The following is a 20,092-nucleotide window of genomic DNA, read 5'->3' as shown; positions in this document are numbered from 1 at the left end:
GAGGAAGAACGTAATGGCAACAATTTGGGTCGATGCTGATGCATGTCCAGCAGTCATTAAAGAAGTGCTTTTTAGAGCCGCAGACAGAACCCAAACGTCTGTGGTGCTTGTTGCAAACCAAGGGCTAAGAACGCCTCCTTCGCGTTATATTTCTAGTCTTCAAGTTGAAAAAGGGTTTGATGTCGCGGATGACGAAATCGTTAAACGCGTTGAGCCAGGAGATCTCGTGATCACCGCTGATATTCCTTTGGCTGCTGAAGTGATTGAGAAAAAAGCCCTTGCGCTAAATCCACGTGGTGAGCTTTATACGCTTGAGAACATTCGTCAGCGTCTTAACATGCGTGATTTCATGGATACCATGCGTTCGAGTGGTGTACAGATGGGGGGCCCTGCGGCACTCAATCAACAAGATCGCCAGAAATTTGCCAATGAATTGGATAAGTTTTTGCAGCGTAGCAAACGTTGATACACAAAGAAAAAATAAAAAGGGGAACGACATGTCGCTCCCCTTTTTTGTTGTATTTTAGTTAGCAACCATTGGTGCAGATTACACCAGGGTTGGAACCGTATTGAGCTTTTGTACCGCGTCGGATGTTATAAGTTCTGCCGCCGTAGTGAAGTTTGCCCCATGCGACCTGCCCATCATACATTCTTAATTCAGTGTTACTGTCGCCATAATAGAATCTTCCAGTGGATGTGATTGTATGCCAGCGTGATCCTGAACCATTCACAATAATTTCGAGTCTAATTCCGCCCGGAGGGAGGCTATAACCGCTATTGATGTAAGCATGTATGCCTCGAATAAGGGCTGGGTTTCGACCTTGGCTGCCATGCCAAGCAACACCCGAACCCTCAGCAATAGACTGAACTATTTCATAGTAGTCAGGATCGTTATCAACGATGGTGACGTTAGCACTGCCAAGATCACTCTTATCGTCATTGATCCACGCCTGCATCGTGAAGTATTCATTGTCCTCATGGGTTGAATCATTCACTGTTGGCACGCCAATGCGCACTGAGGTAACACCTTGTGGCATGGTGACCGTAGTGAGAGTTGAAGAAATCGTCGCCGATGCTGTAGTGCCATCTGAATAAAGTAACTCAACTGTATTGCGGTAGTCGCTGTTCAAAAGCGCGCTGCCATTTTTAAGTGCTAAACGAATCTGTGTCGTTGCGTTCGCTGTTTCCTTATCAAATGACGCAGTGAAGTAAGCTGTGGAGCCTTCAGTCACTGAACCTGCATTAGCAGCAAAGCCAGACACTTCTGGTTTTGAATCGCTAGGGAATGCAGTTTTCTCGTAACAGGTATGGTCTTCAGACGTCACGGTTGCCATGGCACTGATGCGACTTGGAAACAGTCCTACACGTTTTTTCTCGCCAGTAGACGGCTTGATGCGATAAAGAATGTTGCTGTTCACATTGCCAGAGACGTTTTGGTTTTTCGCTGCAACCAGCATTTGGCCGTTTTGATCCAATGTTGCCGCAGCGACGAAATCGATGAAGTGGAAGCCTTTGAGTGTTTGTGCGCCCGTTGAAGTATCAACGGTAAAGGTGCGACCATTGGTCACAAACAACAACTCGCCGTCTTGGAAGACAAAGTCACCCCAGTTAGTAAAACCACCAAACTTGAGGCTATTCTCGAAATTGCCAAGTTGCGTGATGTCGCCAGTAACAGGGTCAACTTTGAAAATGGTTTGTGCATCAGAAGCAAATAACTCGCCACTGTCTGGATCAAACGCCATGCGCAGAATTTGCTTTTTCACGGTTGGACCCGCGACATGTTCCCCAGTGGCGGGGTCCATATAAGAAAGTTGGTATGCGGCAACGGTTTAAGCGTGCAAATCTAGATTTTTTAACTCTTCAGATGAAACGTCAGCATCAGGACCTTGAACAAGCTGGGACGTAGGCTGAGGGGCGCTGATATAGTACAGACGATCGGTGATACGGTCATAAGACATGCTTGGGGAGCTAAACTGCGCACGAGAATGGTATTCTTCACGCTCACTGGCGTCGGTATACATCGCGGGCATTTCTTTGGCTTCTTGCACATCAAGTAATAAACCGACATGACCGCGACCTGCGTTCATGGAATATACGTTGCCTGCACAGTTTGCCATTGCTTGTACAGAAGTGAGTGCTCCAGCGATAATCGCAGTAGAGAGCAGTGTCTTTTTAATCATTATTGATACCTGTCATCCATTTTAAGTTAGCGAACCGAATATTTATCTCACTTATCTTCCACTTGCTGTGCGTGTCGGAGTGGATGATTAACACGGTTCACCGAAGTGCCTTCAGCTACCCCGATATTTCGGGTTACCTATGGGATTTGGGTTTATCTCATTCGCGGCGGCATTCAGTTACACGTCAGCTGTGTAAGAATATTATTGGACTATTGGTCAGTTTTCTTTCTCATTAATGAAACGCATGAGGTTTTAATGGTTTTTAAGGAGGCCGCTATAAGCCTTTTGATAGAATTTGTGAATAAAGTATTAGTGATGTCCAACGGTTAATGTAACGCTTTCACATATTGAGATGAAGAAAGTATGATTCAGATTAATTAGGTCAAAGAGAGTTTACGTTTTTCAGCAATGAAAGTAGGCTTATTTGTTAATAAATAAAGACAGCGTTGAAATTAAAAATCTAGAATTATGTCATTGTCTTTTGTTTAGTATTATACGCGTGCTTTTTGGTTGCTCTGATGTATACACATAAAAAAGGAGCGGCTGCCCTCCTTTTTTATGTCTGTGATTCGTTCACCAAGTTAGTTGTAGATCCGGCTCCAACAGCCGTTTGAACAATCTACATTTTTGTTCCAATGCAACTGTGCGCGGTGCCCAGTCTTAATGTTGTAGTATTGACCGTTAGATCCCCTCAAACGTGCCCAAGCAATGTCACCTGAATTGTAATAACGCTCATGGTTGGCATGTTGCTCATAGTATTGGCCGCCATTGCTGATGGAAATACTACGCAAATGGCCACCTGTTTTGTAAAATTCAAGCGTTGTGCCAGCAGGGATCGTGCCGCTGACATTGGCATGCACACCGCGGATCCATTGATCCTTAGTGAACAAGTTGCCGCCACGGCTACCGTGCCAAGCTACGCCGCTATTTTGAGCAGCTTGAGTCAGCAGCGTGTGCAAATCAGGGTCGTTATCAACAATAGTGACATTCGCGGAATTCACATCACTCTTATCGTCATTCACCCATGCTTGCAGAGTGAAGTATTCGCTGTTTTCATGCGCAGAGTCATTCACGGTTGGCACGGCAATACGAACGGATGTCACACCCTGTGGCAACGCAATTTCAGTCAACGTTGATGAGATAGTTGCTGACCCAGTGGTGTTGTCAGAAAACAACAGGGTAACCGTGTTGCGGTAATCGCTGTTTAACACAGCGCTGCCATTTTTCAATGCGACACGTACTTTGGTGTTGGCATCGCCTGTTGCTTTGTCAAAACCAACGGTAAAATAGGCTGTAGAGCCTTCACTGACTGAGTTTGACGCCAACGTAATGCCAGTGACTTCAGGTTTTAAATCACTTGGGAAGACGGTTTTTTCATAGCAGGTGTGATCTTCTGATGTCACGGTTGCCATGGCACTGATGCGACTTGGAAACAGTCCTACACGCTTTTTCTCGCCAGTAGACGGCTTGATGCGATAAAGAATGTTGCTGTTCACATTGCCAGAGACGTTTTGGTTTTTCGCTGCAACCAGCATTTGGCCGTTTTGATCCAATGTTGCCGCAGCGACGAAATCGATGAAGTGGAAGCCTTTGAGTGTTTGTGCGCCCGTTTAAGTATCAACGGTAAAGGTGCGACCATTGGTCACAAACAACAACTCGCCGTCTTGGAAGACAAAGTCACCCCAGTTAGTAAAACCACCAAACTTGAGGCTATTCTCGAAATTGCCAAGTTGCGTGATGTCGCCAGTAACAGGGTCAACTTTGAAAATGGTTTGTGCATCAGAAGCAAATAACTCGCCACTGTCTGGATCAAACGCCATGCGCAGAATTTGCTTTTTCACGGTTGGACCCGCGACATGTTCCCCAGTGGCGGGGTCCATATAAGAAAGTTGGTATGCGGCAACGGTTTTTGCGTGCAAATCTAGATTTTTGAACTCTTCAGTTGAAACGTCAGCATCAGGACCTTGAACATGGTAGGACGTAGGCTGAGGGGCGCTGATATAGTACAGACGATCGGTGATACGGTCATAAGACATGCTTGGGGAGCTAAACTGCGCACGAGAATGGTATTCTTCACGCTCACTGGCGTCGGTATACATCGCGGGCATTTCTTTGGCTTCTTGCACATCAAGTAATAAACCGACATGACCGCGACCTGCGTTCATGGAATACACGTTGCCTGCACAGTTTGCCATTGCTTGTGCTGAGGTGAGTATTCCAGCGAGAACTGCGGTAGAAAGCAAAGTTTTTTTAATCATCTTTAATACCTGTCATCCATTCTAAGTTCGCTAACTCACCTTCCATTCCTTTTCTCGCCCAAACATATCGGGTAGAAAAGTTCGTGAGTCTCTAACTCGCTAGCGCCTAAGACACCTTAGCGATGTAAAGACCATATACTAGATGACGTGAAATATCGTTCCAGAGAATGATACGTATGTATTTTTCATGATTTTTAGGTAGATTAAATTCATTCTTCTGGCGGGATTGCTGAGTAAAGCATGAGTGAAAAAGGAGAGAGGATGGATAAGTCAGCTCTATTGCTAATGTTTATCAAAGTAGTCCTTACGGCGAATGTATTTGTCCATAAAGTGGTAGGCGATGGGGCGCAATAGCCAACTTGTCAGAACGCGAATGATACGAACAAGAGAGGGCATATTGTGGTAAATCCGATCATTGTGAAGCCAAAGCAACTCTCCGACATGCCAGAAGAGAAAGGGCAGCCCTGGTAAAAATGTCACCATGTCGACATCGCAGCATATTCGGTAAGTTTTCGACTTTAATCGAAAGCGTTGCTTGAAGTTCCAGTAACCCGTCGCGGGTTGTCCGAATGTGACGATCCGTTTGATGGCGTTTGGGTATTTTTGTTCCAAGATCTCCGCAGCGATAATTGCCATGCTGCCACCGGATGAGTGGCCAGTGAATGACAGACGTTTTCCTTGGGCAATGAGCGGTGCGATACATGACTCGAGTTTTTCTATGACGGACACACCATCAAGTTGGTTTTCTTCAATAGAGTGAGTGATGTCTGCCTGTTGTGCGGATGTTAACGTGGAAGTGTCTCGTTTTGAAATACGGGAGGCGGATCGACTTGGCTGGCGCAGAAGAAATTGAAACCCCCAGTGAACATGACCCGCATGCTCCGGCGCGTCGACTCGACTAGGAATAAACACCAAATTTAACAGCCAATCCCATACACTTTGCGATCCTTTGAATACGACGACGGCATCACCGTCGTCTCGCCAAAGTATGCGAATAATGGTTTTTCCCCATCGATTTTTTATGTCGCGTCGTCCGAGTTCTGAAAACCCATATTGAAGATGATCAAAGTGTGCAGGATAGGCATCACGACAAAGGATAGCGTAACGTTCATATTGATAACGTTTGAGTCTTTTCAATAGTGAATTCAATCTCGACGAGCGTTCTCGACAGTGTAGATCGTGAACATGACGTTTAGACGACAGTGATGATGAGAGAGGGGGATGAAAAGACGGTGCAGAAATATTTGCCGCAGAGTCTGCGGCGAATACATGTCAATCGTAGTGTTGCATAAAAGGGGTAATGTGGCTGTTATAGGTCAGAGCCTTCACTGCGCTGTGATTTTTAATCAACCATTCTGCTTTGGTGCAGTTACCTACGCCGATAATGGCTTGAACGAGTAATTTGAAATCTCTCAGCCAACGTGTTTTCTGATCTTCACTCCAATCTTCGCGGTAAAGCTCATGGTAATGCTCTACCCACCAATACGCGCCACGTATAAATGCAGCAACAATGGTCGTTGCAGGTTGAATTTGCTCATCTTTCCCATCTATCGCATATTCGTCGGCGAGAGGGTTACCTCGTGAGAAGGCTGCATAGTTGATGCAGTATTTGTACAAGGCGAGCTGGAGTGCTGATGCGGAATCGCAGTGATCCAATGACAACGTTGTAATCGGCAGGTGTTTAGCGTTACTCCGGAATAGCTCAACTGTGCGCTTGCCCGGTAAGAGCCTTTCAATCACAAAAAACAAATCGATACTGATGAGTTTATTGCTCAAAATGGTGGTGTCCTTGTTTCGGTTCTTTGCTGAATCGCTTTAAATTGCGAATGAGAGGCAAAGTCATGATTTTAAACGATGTAGCCGCAGCATACTCTGTCCACCCCGAAAACGGAATCGCTTTACTGGAAAGCTTAGACACTTTGATTCGCTGCCTGCCAAAATAGTGTGCGCGGCAATGCAAGTTTATGCGTATCTGCAAATCTATTCTCCATCTAAAAAAGGTTACCCTCGCAAACTTTGTAGCCTAACTGTTAATAAAGTTCTGTTCGGAATGCAGCCAACATTAATTTTTCCGTTAATCGTTTAATAATTAGTTGGTTAATGAATAGCTCATACAAGGAGATGGTATGAAAAAGATAATAGCAGGGGCTGCACTGAGTGTGTGCTTAACGGCTCCAGCGTTTGCAGAAAATCACGTTGTAGGTGGCTATTTTGCGGATTGGCAGTATGCCAATGCAGAAAACCCTTATACGGTTTCTGATATTCCAGCGGATAAACTCACGCACGTCATTTATGCTTTCTTGAGCATGTGTGGACCGCATGAAAGTGCATCTGAAGCGGTACAGCAGCAAGTCGCAAAAGCGTGTGAGGGCAAAGCCCCATTTTCCGCCATTGTTGTTGATCAAAAGGCCGCCTTTGATGTGGATTTTGGCAAGGTGAGTGTTGATGTACCTTACCAAGGACATTTTGCACAATTGGCGCAGCTGAAAAAAGACAATCCAGAGCTGACAATTCTGCCTTCATTTGGTGGATGGACAATGTCTGAACCTTTCCATGCGATGGCAAAGGACGATGCAGCGATCAAGTACTTTGCAAAATCCGCGGTGGCGTTGATTGGCGAGTACGATTTCTTTGGCGGCATCGACCTGGATTGGGAATACCCAGGTGGTGGCGGTTTAACCACATCTCCTTGGAACCCTGATACAAAACTATCGGATGACGCGAAAGCCTCTGAACGTGATGCATTCACGACATTGGTGACGGCGCTTCGCAGCGAACTTGATGGCTTGTCAGCGAACACTGGCAAAACCTATGAGCTCTCTACTGCTGTGGGTGTCGGCCCGAAAGCCGCGCAAATTGATTGGAAAGCCGTTGCGCCGAAAATGGATAACATGTTTGCCATGACGTACGATTTTCTTGGCGGGTGGGGGACACAAACAGGCCATCAGACTAATCTACATGCGACAGATCGTAGCTGGTGGGGCATGGGCGCGGACGTGTTCATTAATCAAATGATAGAAGTAGGGATCCCTAAAGAGAAACTGGTATTGGGTGCTGCATTCTATGGGCGTGGTTGGGAAGGGTCTGAGTTTGATGGATCGCTGCCGAGTGCTGATTTAGCATCAGAGAAAGGGGCAAGCTTTGGTTCTGGTGAGCCGGGTTATTTCATGTACTGGGATTTGAGAACCAACTATAGCAAAGAGCAAGGTTACGAGTACGGCTATGATGAAGAGTCTCACGCACCATTTTTGTGGAACGCAGAGAAGAAAGTCTTCATTTCTTTTGAAGATAAACGTTCTGTAAAAGCAAAAGCGGAATGGGCGAAGCAGCAAGGTCTTGCCGGCGTATTCACTTGGGAATTATCGGGTGACCCAGACGATGAGTTGACCGAAGTGATACATCAAGTTCTGAGCAGTAAAACAGCAAAAAACTAAAAGTCACGTTTGTAAAAAGTCACGTATCTAAATAGATAGCCCAGCAATTAGCTGGGCTTTTTTGTGGGGGTATATCCAAATAAATTCTCGCTGAATAAGCATGTTGAGATTGATTGGGTATACAGATTGCGCGCTTGAAGACGATAGAGCTACTGCTTCTCTAAGATGTTTTGTGTGTTGCTATGAAGCAACGAAGCATTAATAAGTCCGTATTGTTGTTTTAACGATTCGACAAAAGAGGCGCGATTTTCAAGAAACTGATTGAATTGAATAACGAGATCAGGTCGAGACACACTAGACATATGACGCGTACCAGCAAGGAAGGGGAGGCTCGTATTAAGAGACATAGAAGGAGCAGATTCAAAGGCTAGCTTGATCCTGTTGCGGAACACAGCAGCATTGGTGTATATCCCATCAATCCTATTGGTCAACAGCATTTTTATTAGCGCATCCATGTTGTTGGCTTCATACACTGTTACGGTATTGGTTTTAATGTCCTGAAGGAAAGGCCATGGGGTAAAACCTGAAATCATGCCGATTGTTGCTAGTGCTTCTCTTGATTTGTCATGGTTCTCATCGAGCATGATGACACCGTCGATAAAAGATACCACTGGGTCGCTGTATATGACCTCTCGACCTTGCTTTAAATCTTGTGTCCATGAAGGGTTGTCAGGGTATTTTGCATCAATTTCGCCAGACACTAAGTTGCGATAAAGACGTTTGAGTGGCAGTGCACGATACTCAAACTCATAGCTATATTCGTTGGCAAAAGCATCCAATAACTCGCGATTAAAGCCCTGATATTCACCGTTTTTAAACGTTGAATATGGCGCGTAGTCAGCAAAGGCTTGTACACCGATAACGAAATGGTTTTCTTGTTCAGCGCTGATATTGGTAGAGGCAAAGAATGCGAATAAAAAAATGCCAACCAGTAATCGCCTAAATGTCAGCATTTTCCATTTCTCGCATTAATCTTAAACACGAGAAAAGTATAGCCCTGATTAACCCGTTGTCTTTGTATTCTGAAACTTAGCATTCTTAAAACGACAAAAACCCCGCAGAGCGGGGTTATGCCGTTTTTAGCAAGCAAAGATGACTTTGTTTCTAGTTGGTATGCGCTGAATATAGTGGCGCAGATAGGGTCTGTCCAACAGTTAATACATACATGTTAAATGATGGGCTGCGTATCACTTATATTATGCAACCAATTCTGTTGCGTGGTTTTTTTGGAGAGTCATTTCCAGAAATGCGCCAAATTTCGGGCAGAATTAGAAATTTATGCTTGTACATAATTCTTTACAGTTTATTGGCTCGACACAGATGTGATCATGATGCCTCGCCATTGTTATTGAGGGCGAAGTCTTAGCAAAGCGCCATTTGAAGAATCGGTTAAAAGGTAGATAAAGCCGTCTGGGCCTTCGACGACATCTCGAATTCGTCCGAATTTTCCGTCCAAAAGTCGCTCTTCGCTAACGACTTTGCCATTTTCAATGTCTAATCTGACCAACAAGCCAAATTTGAGTGAACCCAGAAGTAGATCGCCTTCCCAGCGAGGAAAAGCACTTCCGGAAACCATTTCAAGACCAGAAGGCGCGATAGAAGGTGCCCAATAATGCAGTGGTTGCTCCATCCCATCAGCTTCCGTCCCTTTTCCTATGGCTGATCCCGTGCCGTAGTTCACGCCGTAGGTGATGATAGGCCAGCCATAGTTGGCGCCTTTGGCGATGGGATTGAGTTCATCGCCACCTTGTGGGCCGTGTTCATGGGTCCAAATCGTTTTTCCGTCGTTGTCTATCGTCATTCCTTGGATGTTGCGATGACCAAAGCTGAATATCTCAGGCTTCGCTGTGGGATCTGACGTGAATGGGTTGTCTATTGGCACGGAACCATCATGGTTGAGTCTAATAAGTGTGCCGACATGGGACCGGTTCTGCTGTGCTTTGTCTTGGTTTCCGCGGTCGCCCAGTGCGATATAGAGATATTCATCCGTGACCAATAATCGCCCGCCGAAATGACGACCACCGCCAAGTTTGGGCGTTTGAGTAAATAACGGCGTAATATTTGAAAGCACCAAGTTTGAAGGGGCCAAGCTTGAAGGAGATGGGGTATTTAGCTGTGCACGAACGACACTGGTTCCCGATTTACCAAGATGGCCGCTTTCCGTGAACGCGATATATACTGTTTTTGATTCCTCAAAGTCGGTTGCTAGCGCTAGCCCCAGCAACCCTCCCTGACCTTTATCGACCAACTTGTCTGGTAACCCTTGGATTGGTGTCACCTCATGGGTGGTTGAGACGTGCTTTAGTACGCCATTACGCTCTGACACCACCATGCTGCCATCAGGACGAAAAACTAAAGACCATGGATGATTGAGATCTTTGACGAGAGTGTCAACGCTAAAGGTGTGTTTTTCAGACTTAACCGTATCAGCAAAGGCTTGCACGGAAAGAATGAAGAGAATAGCAAAAGGGGCGATGTGTCTCAGGCGCGAGACGTATGAGAAAATGCATAAGCTGTTTCCTTTTTGACGATCGCGCCCTTGCAATGCAAAGGCGCAGATAGGAAGCCTTTTCCATCTCTCACGTTAACGCTTGTTGCACATTAACTAAAGTGTTGAGCGAATCTAAATTTCAGTCTACGAACTCGGCGAGAAAAGCGCTGCATACGATCTGTCATGGATGGCTGTGTTTCCATGGACGGCTGATCTGTCACAGTGTCGTGATCGCTGATAGTTGTTTCGACGCGGTTTCGACCATTTTGCTTCGCGCGATACAGTAGTTTATCGACTCGGCTATAAATGTCAGACAGAGACTGCTTTTCACCGATTTCAGTCGCGCCGAAACTGGCGGTTATGTTGAAATTCACGCCTTGCTCAGTATGGAACTCCAACTCACTAATACGCTGACGTAAGTCTTCTGCGATCACCGATGCTTTTTCGATTTCACTGTTTGGGAGCAACAGCATAAATTCTTCACCACCCACTCGCGCACAGATGTCGTCTCGTCGCAAATTTTTGTTAAACAGTTCGGCAATACCCTCAAGGACTTTGTCACCAGTAGGATGACCGAAGTTATCGTTAACCTGTTTGAAGTGATCGATGTCGAGTAGCAGGCAGCTAACCGAAAAATCGCCCACCGCCATCTCTTTTTGCAAGCGATCTAACTGAGTGCCAAAGTAGCGGCGATTAAACAGGCCGGTCAGGCTGTCGGTGTTAGCAATCTTGCCCCAACGAATTCTGCGTCGGTTAATCCAAAGTGCAATAAGTGATGCAATCACCGTTGAGCCGATGCCAGCGACGACCAGAACGTTCAGATACTCTACCTTTTGATCGTTGGTTTTTAGTTCAAGAGTTTGCAGCACGTTGTTCCAGCTTAGGTGTTGATTTTCAGCTTTGATTTTTTCCAGATTAAAGAGCATTTGTTGCCGCTCTAAATTATCCACTTGCTCATCGGCACTAAATGTATTGAAGCGGTTTTGGTAGTCCAACAGTGTTAAATAGGCGTTCTTGTAATCCTCAAGACCAAAATGGGCTTTTGACAAGACAAGATAAAGCGCAATTTCTGAGCGATAGAGGCGCGTTTGTTCGGTCAGTGAAGCGACCAGAGGGGTAGCTAAATCAATGGCGACTTGATAGTTATTGCTTAACAGCTTTTCGTTGGCTTTGAGGTAATTGTATTTACTGATGTAGTAGCGAATGTTTTCGCGTTCACGCAGGTTATCTGTTGCTTTTAGATAACGCATCATGTTCTTGGTATCCCCAGCCTGGAGCAAGAGATCCGCAATTTGTAAGTTGATGCGAAAACGGTGTGAACCGTCTCCAAGCACTTGCGCAATTTGAAGCGCTTGCTTGTATTCGAGAAGTGCTTTTTTGTGATCGCCTTGTTTTTTAGCAAGCTCAGCCATGTCGAGTTTAACGAGCAATTGGTTAAATGACATTTTTCGTTGACGGAAAAATTGGTAGGACTGATCAAGTAACATTGAGGCTTTATCAAACCCATTGAGCTGAACCAAAATCCCACCAAGATTGGACGCGATACGTTCAATCAGAAGGTCATTCTCTGTGTTTTTGGCGGCTTCGAGTGAGCTCATTAATGCTGCCATCGACACGTCATATTCATTCTGCGCTTTATAGGCTTGCCCTTTCACCAACAGAATTTCGGCGGTGACTTCTGGATTATTGAGGGCTTGTGACTCTGACAAAAGTTGATCGAGTTGCACCAGCACTAAGGCTTCTTCGCCTTTTAAGATACGTGCCTGGCTTAAGCGCAATTGCATCAAATAGCGATCGGCCTGCAGAAGTGGATCGCTTGCTGTGAGTTCGATACCTCGATTAGCGGCTTCAATCGCACTTTCAGGGTCGTTCAGTAATAAATCAACCGTTGATTTCTGTAGGTAGTAGCGCGCTAACAAAGGTAAAGGTTGGTTTTCTTTTAGTTCTACCTTTTCCAATTCACTGAGTAGTGCGCGTGCTTTTATTGGCACCGAGTAGAGGATCGACTGAACGCCATTGAGCGTACGTTCAAAGGATTGCGTCTTTTCTACTGTGGCGTGTGAGAACACGGAAAAAAGGGTAACAAGTAATAGAACAAATAGATTAAAAAACGGTTTTCGCATTGATAGAGCTTCCCTGACCGACATAGCTATACGTCACTCGTTATTTAGAGGCTATAGATTACTCAACGCACAGATTCGACTTTGATTCATTTTTAAGACATTTGTATAATTTTAATTAATCTGTGTTAGTTAAGCGTAGATAGGGAAGCGATATTTTTCCTGCACGCAAGAGTGTGATGAACTGATTGGCGACTCATTGAGATGAAGTCGCACTGGCCAAGTTTTTTTAGTAAAAAGAGCCCGAACTAACTTGGCTTTAACAAGCCAGTACAGGCTGTGTTCTTACTACTGGGTGATTTGCTGGTAAATTTCATCCTTGAGCTGCACGCGGCGCATTCTCAAGTCTCGGAAATTCTCATCATCAGTGGGTATGTTTGCCATTTCTAGTCCACGTATTTTGTGGTCTAGGTGGTGATACTCATCAACCAAGCTACCAAAGCCTTTGTTGGACATTTTCATTTCATGAATTTTATCTTTGTACTCTGGGAATTCGAACATGAGTGCGTGATTTTCACCTTGCATAGTCGCTCCTGTATGAGTTGGTGCGAGCGTTTTGCGCAACGCATGAGCAAAGGCCTGCCATAAGGGGGGAGATGGCGGCGAATTGTGCTTGTGAACGAACGACGGACAAGAAACTGCAAATAATGTTGTATGCACGTCCACTGCTCAGAGAATAGGGACAATAACGCTGGGATTCTAGCGCGATGCGAAGGGCGATGAATGCAAGTCTTGAAGGTGGGACGGGTAGTGATAACTATCCCGTCACCAGTGTGCAGAAGGGTGTGATAGTTAGCGTTTGTCTTTGATTGACTCAGCTTCTTTCTTTAGCAGTATGATCTTGCCAAACCCTAACTTATTGAAGTAGCTCTCACGATGGTTTTTCACCGCTTTGCCATCTGCAATCACTTCCAGTTGCCTTTCCATTTTTAGGAAATCGTTGATATCAATGCCTTCGGCCTCCGCAGCAGCTTCATGAGGCGAGCGGTGCTGACGGTAAGAAAAGGTCATGACCTTGGTTTCGCCTTTGTAAATATATTGAAGTTGGCGTGACATATCCGCACCTTTAGCGAGTTTTTGAGGAGGCGGAGTATTTATCAGCCTCCTCGTCAAGTCAATCCCGCGTCACGGAATCAGAGGTAGAAACATAAGTTTTACTCGGCATCTCTTCGCATGGTGTAAATGCGACTTGCTCGCCCGTTCCCGTCAATAGGCCTATTTTTGCGGGAGAGCCATTAGGATTCAGTAAGACTTCGCCAACGGCACTTTTGTTGACTAAATACCGTGAGCAGCCATTGTCTGGGCGTCGTCGTTCTATTCGCATGCGCTTGCGGCGTGTAAAAACGTTGAGCGGTGACCCCGGCCAGAAAAGTTTTCTGTCGAACCATTCGAAAATTGAGAGATAAGGTTCTGGGAACGTATTACGAAACCCACTACAGGTGATTTGCCAAATTCTCGGACTGCCTTTTCGAAATCGCAGACGAATATCATACGCGAACGAATAGTGAACATCCCCAGAGAGGATCACGAAGTTCTTGGGTGTTTTAGGGTGTTTAAAAATATTTAACAGTGCATTGGCCGAACCCGGATGCGCCATCCAGTTTTCAGAATCAGTCGCTAACGGCTGACCGCACATCGTGACAATGCGTTGTAAGGTTTCAATGAACTTAACACCAAACATCGGCGCGGGTGAGACCACGACAACGGCATTAGCATTGATAACATCTTGCTGGAAATCCATGAGGGACTCCCAATCCATCAATCCTGACGGTTTATTGTTGCTTGACTCTGAGCGCCATCGGCGTGTTCGCGTATCAATCACCACAACCTTTGGCGTGGTGGGCAGCGTATAGTGCCAACGCTCAAAATGGTGAATCAGCTGCGTAGCGTCATTGAGGGTACTTGGCGTTGGCTCTGCCACAAACCGTGTGATGGTTCGCCAGAAATTGTCATCAAAGGCATCTGGGTCGTTGCCCCATCCCTGACAGAAGAAATAGCCCAGCATGCCGTTGGTAATAATACTTTGTGCAAAGGGCGAGTCATAAACTGCGCGCTCCCATCCGACGGTGAGATTGAAATCATCGGTGATGTCGTGATCATCAAAAATCATGTAAGTGGGTATATGAGCAAACAATCGTCTGACTTGTTTGAGTCCGGCACAGAAGTGAGTCAGCTCGTTTTTCTCTGATGTCCAACGTGCCTTATTTTCATCAGACAAGCCTGCTATTGCGTTTGCTTCAGGCAATGGAATGGTTGCCCACAGAGATGGTGACCACACCAACAGATACATGGCGATAAACTCGTTAAAGCTTATCAAGTGGTTGTCGGTGGTGCGTGAACTGAATATTGGTTCTGGGCCTGCTTTCAGTAGTCGCTTCATCAAACCATGATTGATGGTGGTTTTGGGCAGTGTGTCGCTTCGACCATATAGCGGCGTTAGATTTAATGCGAGTTGGCTGCAATGGGTGATTGTTTCGTCGTCGATTTCCTGATCGTAAAGTCCAAGTCTGGTAATGGCTTGGCGAATAGCGAACATCATGGGGCCGCAAACGTCATCGGCGTAAATCTGATCGCCACCCATGATCAACATGTCTGCACGCTCATCGATGGCGAGCGCATCATATTTTGTGTCTAATGCCACTAGGGCGTCATCACAATGGTGATGTGGGTGACGACATGAGCCGTGTGCAAGGTTTTCTGCGCGTGATGAGATGATAAAGCTCGGGCGCTTTTCGCCGTCATACAACAAGCCGTCAATGTCGGTGAGTAAAGAATGCTCTTGTGACAGTATGTCGTACGCTAATGGCGTATCTGTTTCGAAGTAGCCAATGTTCTTGTCTGCGGTCTCATCTCGGTGAGATGAATGTTGGGAAAGCTGCGCATTGGAAAAATGTGCAAATACGACAAAACACTGAGTGCCTAACTGAATCTGCTTTTGGGATTTGAAGGAGGCGCGAAAAAATGGATTGTCACTGTCTTTTTCATACAGTAAGAAGTCCGCATTCAACGGAGAAGATGTCACCGCCCAGACGCAGATTTCTGTTTTGGTTGTTCTTCTTAATATCGGGCCCGCAAGAAATAGGGGCAATGGCATCGACATGTGTTTCTCAGTATTCCAACGTTAATGCCCTTACTTTACGTGTCCAAGTGAGTAATTTGTAGCTTCCGTTGTGTAAATTCATGCAAAGACATTACTTCGTGGTGTTTGGCGAGAGATTCAAACCCGCAAAGGTTTGACCGCCATGGCTGCGTGCTTTCTCCAGCCACCGTGCGGCAATGTCGTGTTCATCAATCCCCACTAACGCGTTCGCAAGCGCAACTTGTGCCTGAATATGGTCTTGATGTGCGGCCAAACTTAAGAAGTAGATCCCTTTCTCTGTATCCTGATCGGTGACAAAACCATCGTGTAGCATTTTTCCTAATGCATATTGCTCAACGGGGCTATTGCACAAAGCCAAGTCTAATACCCACTTGAATTCGTCATAGTCGATGCCGTTAGTGAGGCGCTTACTGTGATAAATGCTGCTGTGATTGAGGGCATCGACATTGGGCGTTTCGCTACAAAAATCAAGATACAAAGTAGAAAGCTCAAACACCGCATCGTTTTCTACCCCTTCGAGAAAGTAAGGTGTAGCGGCCTGACAATGCTCTCTAGGGTATGAACCGCGCTGTAAATGCCGCCAGCCTTCATAGAAATCGCTGTTGAGAAACGCTTCGGAGTAGTTTCGTAGGGTGGGACAATCAGCGAGCGGCTGATCTATCTCGTCAGAGCAACTCACGGTGCTGGTGGCAATGAATAACGGAAGTAACCACTTCATACTTCGTTCCTTTGTACACAAGGGGCAATCGCACTACATATCCATGCAGTTTACGAAGTGGAGCGTGTTGAAGGGCGTTGCAAAATTGGGATTCAAGAGAATGGAAAGAGAAGTGGTTTGAAGAGTATCGAGCCACATCAGTCAAGATGTGGCTCTAAGAGGATATTCTTATACGCGTGACTGCTTACAAAGTTCGGCGGCTTCTTCTTGCTGAGTGTCTGTGGCATCCACGGGGCGCATTGCCATTGTGTAACGCAGTGAGGCGTAGAAGATGGTGATATAGGCCATGAGCTCGGTACCTTCTTCTGCGACGTTTTTGGCTGCGCGGACGAAGCCATCACCGAGCGCGTCGTGCCACAGGGAACTCATGCCAAACAGACGGGAGAACACCAATAAAAGGGCAAGTCCGAGACTGAGCAGCGGGAAGTAACGATGGCTGACAAATTCACTGAAACTTTTTAAGGTTTCAGCTCTGTTGTGCAGGGCATATAACATGGCGCTTGCCGCAGTCAGTGAGGCAGGATAAACCCAGAAACCATGCCACATCCAATCGTCGAAAAATTTGTCGAGTTCTCGGATTAACATACACATGAAAAAGCCAATGACTAGCGCACCAAAACGACGAAATGAAGGATTCCTCTTTGCAATAATCACGTAGCATAAAAGGGTCGCTGCCAGCAGAAATTGCTCGCCATATTCAGTCAGCGACTGTTCAGATAAGCCATTTTTGAGTACGTGGAGATCAAGTTTTATGATAATAACGGGGATGGTAACCAGCAGCGCAAACAAAAAGAATTGGCCAATGGCATAAAAGATGGTGGCTGTTTGTGTATGACGAAACTGCATCCGCAACCTCCTATAATTTGAAATGGGTTAGTTGTCACCTGACCATCATTCCGTGATAAGAGTCACATCGTTTTGCTAAAGCGTTCCGCGCTTTCGAGTGGTGAAAAATGAGCGGGGATCATACAACAATGGAATGTATTGAGCAGTTTGTAGCGCGAGACGTGTTGTTAATCCCTGTATCAATATGCTTACAATACACAGTATCAACGCAATAAACGGTCGAAAATCAGCACGCTAACTGACCGACAACTGTAAAAAATGGATGAAATGATGGAACAAAAGACAATTCGTTGGGGCATGATCGGTTGCGGTAGTGTCACTGAGCGCAAAAGTGGGCCTGCATTCTGGCAAGTCGAAGGATCGTCGCTGAACATGGTGATGGCTCGTCGCGAAGAGAGGGCTAAAGCTTACTGTGCCAAGCATGGTATCCCTGCCTATACCACAGATGCCTCCGCGTTGATTAACGACCCCAACATAGATGCGATTTATGTCGCGACCCCTCCGGACAGTCACCGTGAATATGCGTTGATGGCTGCGAAAGCGGGAAAACCGTGTGTGGTTGAAAAGCCGATGGCATTAACCACAGCGGAATGTGATGACATGATTGACGCATTTAAGCAGGCCAATGTCCCCTTGTTCGTGGCGTATTACCGTCGTTCCCTTCCTCGGTTTCAGGCCGTGAGAGAATGGATTGACCAAGGAAAAATCGGTGCTGTACGTCATATTCATTGGACGTATCATCGTGCCCCAAACCCTGATGACGTTGCAGGGCTTGAAAACTGGCGGGTTAATCCGGACCAGGCGGGTGGGGGCTACTTTGTGGATTTGGCCAGCCATGGTTTGAATCTTTTTCAACAATGGTTTGGTGACATCACAACTGCGCGTGGTATTGCTGCTAATCAGCAAGGTTACTATGCCGCTGAAGATGCGGTATCTGCTTCGTTCGCTTTCGAAAATGGTGTACTCGGTTCTGGCTATTGGAACTTTGGTGCTGCCATACGAGAAGACAGGGTTGAGATTATTGGCAGTGAAGGGCGAATTCTGTGTTCGGTATTTGGTGATGAACCTTTTGTGCTAGAAGGCACTGAACAGGCTACGTCTTCGATCGAGAATCCTGATCCTGTGCAGTATTTTCATGTTGAAAACATGGTTAAGCACCTTAAAGGTGAAAAAACTCACCCAAGTTTGGCTGAAAGTGGCAGAAATACCACATGGGTGATGGAACAAATACTCGCGGGACAATGAGTAATAGCAAAAGAATGCAGCATGATTTTTAGAGAATAGGTTATCAATTAGCCATTTGAACCAAAAAAAGCATGGGAATGCAAATTAGTGCTTGCAAGGCTTCCGTGCTTTTCCTACTATCAACCTCGTTCTCAGGAACACTCAATTCCCCCTTAGTTCAGTTGGTAGAACGGCGGACTGTTAATCCGTATGTCGCAAGTTCAAGTCTTGCAGGGGGAGCCAAATTAAAGAAACCTGCCGTATGGCGGGTTTTTTTGCGTTTTGAATATCGCTACGGGATTTGTCGCAAGTCTGCGTCCTCCGACGAATGATGCTGCCTTATCCGCTTTGACTAAACGTGCTTCTGCAGTTGATGCGCACCGATCGCCAATTTTTTCCCTTCAATGCTCTGATGTTTAGACGCGTAGCCTTCGTGAATCCAATCGCATTAAATTTAAATGCCCAATTTATCTGTTGTTAGATCTATTAATTTGGATATCATCGCTGCTGTTTCAAGGTTGATAAATTCATAGATATCAACCGGATTGATACAGTACGAGTAATTCCATTATTATTTAGATGTAGGAAGTTAGAGTGAAAGACGTATTCTTTTTTGATTCAATGCTTACACCAAAAATTATCACTGTCGTTTATTGGTTGCTATTGCTGGCATCAGTTGTTTCTGGAGTAACCGCAATGTTTTCTGGATACAACGGAATGACAGCAGGAAGCTTCTTCTCTGGTTTGGCTATTATCGTGGGTGGTGCCGTAGCATCGCGCATTTGGTGTGAACTTTTGATCGTACTGTTCAAAATCCACGAAAATTTGAAGAAGATTGCTGATAAATCAGAATCTTAATCGCAGTTTAATGTGATCGGTCAGGCTCAGGTCTGGCCTTTTTTATGCCATCACGAAATAGCCCTTCGCTGTTAGTTTAAACACAAGAGTATGTTATATTATAACATTACATACAAACGTGCCTGACGGATCATGACACTAGCGTTTCGCCAATTGTTACTTCCTTTATTGCTTGCAGTCCTTATAGGCTGGCAAGGTTTAGCGGTTGCGGAACACAAGGCATCTCATCAACATTCTTTAAATACTGATCATCATTGCGCTCTGTGTGCCATGGGTGCACCCGCGATAGCTTCAAATGATGCTATCCCTTCTGCGCCGTTGGTCAGCGGTTATATGCCTTCAGGCTATGTATCCCAATCTCCTCAAACATCATTGCTTGAACCTAAAGCACGTGCTCCACCACTCTTCTCTCCAACTTAACACGATATTTAATCAATTCAATTTGGAGAGAACATGCGTAATACAACTCGATTTACGCTCAGCGCGATAGCATTGGGTATGGCGACATTTTCGGTTGCGGAAAGTAACGATTTTACCCAGCATAGTGCCCATCAACATGGTTTGGTTGAATGGCATATTGCGCAGGATGGCGAAGAGCTTCTCGTTGAAATTACGGCGCCGGGCAGTGACATGGTTGGTTTTGAATATGCGCCTCAGAATGAAGAGCAAAAAGCCGCCATTGAACAAGCGCTGAAGTCGCTGGCTAAAGCAGATACTTTGATAGAACTTAATGCATCTGCTAATTGTGAACTGGTTGAGCAATCGGTCACTCAGACGTTAGATGAATCAGACGATCATTCTGATCATGACCATGATGCTCACGATAAGCATGACGACCATGATGCTCACGATAAGCATGACGC

16 protein-coding genes, 1 tRNA gene and 2 pseudogenes are annotated in these 20,092 nt (G+C 45.7%); 7 read left to right on the top strand and 12 right to left on the bottom strand.

Features of this window, described 5'->3' with window-relative positions:
- Positions 1-13: 13 nt before the first annotated feature.
- Positions 14-466 carry a YaiI/YqxD family protein gene (locus ACED36_RS03195; RefSeq protein WP_016958351.1) on the top strand — a complete coding sequence of 151 codons (453 nt, stop codon included), beginning with the start codon at positions 14-16 and terminating at the stop codon, positions 464-466.
- Between the two features lie 61 nt (positions 467-527).
- On the opposite strand, the pseudogene ACED36_RS03190 reads toward ACED36_RS03195, so the two are convergent.
- The 4 genes and pseudogenes from ACED36_RS03190 to ACED36_RS03175 all read right to left on the bottom strand — a co-directional run bounded on the left by ACED36_RS03190 (position 528) and on the right by ACED36_RS03175 (position 6,214).
- A pseudogene (locus tag ACED36_RS03190) lies at positions 528-2,180 on the bottom strand (hypothetical protein).
- Between the two features lie 581 nt (positions 2,181-2,761).
- Positions 2,762-4,438 (bottom strand): annotated as a pseudogene (locus tag ACED36_RS03185) (hypothetical protein).
- Between the two features lie 282 nt (positions 4,439-4,720).
- Complete coding sequence (locus ACED36_RS03180) at positions 4,721-5,575, bottom strand: hypothetical protein (protein WP_017003761.1); 855 nt, start codon at positions 5,573-5,575, stop codon at positions 4,721-4,723.
- A 135-nt stretch (positions 5,576-5,710) separates the two neighbouring features.
- Complete coding sequence (locus ACED36_RS03175; RefSeq protein WP_016958354.1) at positions 5,711-6,214, bottom strand: hypothetical protein; 504 nt, start codon at positions 6,212-6,214, stop codon at positions 5,711-5,713.
- Positions 6,215-6,564: 350 nt separating this feature from the next.
- On the opposite strand from ACED36_RS03175, the gene ACED36_RS03170 reads away from it, so the two are divergent.
- On the top strand, positions 6,565-7,872 hold the full coding sequence (locus tag ACED36_RS03170) for a glycoside hydrolase family 18 protein (RefSeq protein ID WP_017003760.1): 1,308 nt from the start codon (positions 6,565-6,567) through the stop codon (positions 7,870-7,872).
- A gap of 149 nt (positions 7,873-8,021) precedes the next feature.
- Here the strand turns inward: ACED36_RS03170 and ACED36_RS03165 are convergent, their stop codons facing one another.
- The 8 genes from ACED36_RS03165 to ACED36_RS03130 form a co-directional block, all read right to left on the bottom strand.
- Positions 8,022-8,825, bottom strand: a complete 804-nt coding sequence (locus ACED36_RS03165; RefSeq protein WP_371732778.1) for a substrate-binding periplasmic protein — start codon at positions 8,823-8,825, stop codon at positions 8,022-8,024.
- Between the two features lie 392 nt (positions 8,826-9,217).
- The gene (locus tag ACED36_RS03160) at positions 9,218-10,315 is read right to left on the bottom strand and encodes a PQQ-dependent sugar dehydrogenase (protein ID WP_371732777.1); all 1,098 of its coding nucleotides are present in this window, start codon (positions 10,313-10,315) and stop codon (positions 9,218-9,220) included.
- Between the two features lie 158 nt (positions 10,316-10,473).
- The gene (locus ACED36_RS03155; RefSeq protein ID WP_017003757.1) at positions 10,474-12,486 is read right to left on the bottom strand and encodes a tetratricopeptide repeat-containing diguanylate cyclase; all 2,013 of its coding nucleotides are present in this window, start codon (positions 12,484-12,486) and stop codon (positions 10,474-10,476) included.
- Positions 12,487-12,771: 285 nt separating this feature from the next.
- Positions 12,772-13,008, bottom strand: a complete 237-nt coding sequence (locus ACED36_RS03150; RefSeq protein ID WP_016958359.1) for a YdcH family protein — start codon at positions 13,006-13,008, stop codon at positions 12,772-12,774.
- A gap of 267 nt (positions 13,009-13,275) precedes the next feature.
- On the bottom strand, positions 13,276-13,539 hold the full coding sequence (locus ACED36_RS03145; protein WP_016958360.1) for a DUF2960 family protein: 264 nt from the start codon (positions 13,537-13,539) through the stop codon (positions 13,276-13,278).
- A gap of 58 nt (positions 13,540-13,597) precedes the next feature.
- Entirely contained in the window at positions 13,598-15,583 is a 1,986-nt protein-coding gene (locus tag ACED36_RS03140; protein ID WP_371732776.1) for an alkaline phosphatase family protein, read from the bottom strand.
- Positions 15,584-15,674: 91 nt separating this feature from the next.
- The gene (locus ACED36_RS03135) at positions 15,675-16,301 is read right to left on the bottom strand and encodes a tetratricopeptide repeat protein (RefSeq protein WP_017006362.1); all 627 of its coding nucleotides are present in this window, start codon (positions 16,299-16,301) and stop codon (positions 15,675-15,677) included.
- 168 nt (positions 16,302-16,469) lie between these two features.
- Positions 16,470-17,147, bottom strand: a complete 678-nt coding sequence (locus tag ACED36_RS03130; protein ID WP_017006361.1) for a hypothetical protein — start codon at positions 17,145-17,147, stop codon at positions 16,470-16,472.
- 270 nt (positions 17,148-17,417) lie between these two features.
- On the opposite strand from ACED36_RS03130, the gene ACED36_RS03125 reads away from it, so the two are divergent.
- The 5 genes from ACED36_RS03125 to ACED36_RS03105 form a co-directional block, all read left to right on the top strand.
- Positions 17,418-18,392, top strand: a complete 975-nt coding sequence (locus ACED36_RS03125) for a Gfo/Idh/MocA family protein (RefSeq protein ID WP_016958364.1) — start codon at positions 17,418-17,420, stop codon at positions 18,390-18,392.
- A gap of 146 nt (positions 18,393-18,538) precedes the next feature.
- Positions 18,539-18,614, top strand: a tRNA-Asn gene (locus tag ACED36_RS03120).
- Between the two features lie 351 nt (positions 18,615-18,965).
- Complete coding sequence (locus ACED36_RS03115; RefSeq protein WP_371732775.1) at positions 18,966-19,229, top strand: DUF4282 domain-containing protein; 264 nt, start codon at positions 18,966-18,968, stop codon at positions 19,227-19,229.
- A gap of 132 nt (positions 19,230-19,361) precedes the next feature.
- Entirely contained in the window at positions 19,362-19,649 is a 288-nt protein-coding gene (locus ACED36_RS03110; RefSeq protein WP_371732774.1) for a hypothetical protein, read from the top strand.
- A 33-nt stretch (positions 19,650-19,682) separates the two neighbouring features.
- A partial coding sequence (locus tag ACED36_RS03105) for a DUF2796 domain-containing protein (protein WP_371732773.1) occupies positions 19,683-20,092 on the top strand: 410 nt, incomplete at its 3' end.

The sequence above is a fragment of the Enterovibrio sp. FF113 genome (genome assembly GCF_041439165.1).
In the GTDB taxonomy this organism is placed as follows: Bacteria; Pseudomonadota; Gammaproteobacteria; order Enterobacterales; family Vibrionaceae; genus Enterovibrio; species Enterovibrio norvegicus_A.
This window is presented reverse-complemented; position numbering and strand designations above follow the sequence as displayed.

Bases quoted from the DNA above. Each gene is read 5' to 3' on its own strand.
- ACED36_RS03145 (WP_016958360.1), bottom strand. From the start codon at position 13,539: ATGTCACGCCAACTTCAATATATTTACAAAGGCGAAACCAAGGTCATG.
- ACED36_RS03195 (WP_016958351.1), top strand. From the start codon at position 14: ATGGCAACAATTTGGGTCGATGCTGATGCATGTCCAGCAGTCATTAAA.
- ACED36_RS03170 (WP_017003760.1), top strand. From the start codon at position 6,565: ATGAAAAAGATAATAGCAGGGGCTGCACTGAGTGTGTGCTTAACGGCT.
- ACED36_RS03135 (WP_017006362.1), bottom strand. From the start codon at position 16,301: ATGAAGTGGTTACTTCCGTTATTCATTGCCACCAGCACCGTGAGTTGC.
- ACED36_RS03140 (WP_371732776.1), bottom strand. From the start codon at position 15,583: ATGTCGATGCCATTGCCCCTATTTCTTGCGGGCCCGATATTAAGAAGA.
- ACED36_RS03130 (WP_017006361.1), bottom strand. From the start codon at position 17,147: ATGCAGTTTCGTCATACACAAACAGCCACCATCTTTTATGCCATTGGC.
- ACED36_RS03165 (WP_371732778.1), bottom strand. From the start codon at position 8,825: ATGCTGACATTTAGGCGATTACTGGTTGGCATTTTTTTATTCGCATTC.
- ACED36_RS03155 (WP_017003757.1), bottom strand. From the start codon at position 12,486: ATGCGAAAACCGTTTTTTAATCTATTTGTTCTATTACTTGTTACCCTT.
- ACED36_RS03125 (WP_016958364.1), top strand. From the start codon at position 17,418: ATGGAACAAAAGACAATTCGTTGGGGCATGATCGGTTGCGGTAGTGTC.
- ACED36_RS03110 (WP_371732774.1), top strand. From the start codon at position 19,362: ATGACACTAGCGTTTCGCCAATTGTTACTTCCTTTATTGCTTGCAGTC.
- ACED36_RS03150 (WP_016958359.1), bottom strand. From the start codon at position 13,008: ATGCAAGGTGAAAATCACGCACTCATGTTCGAATTCCCAGAGTACAAA.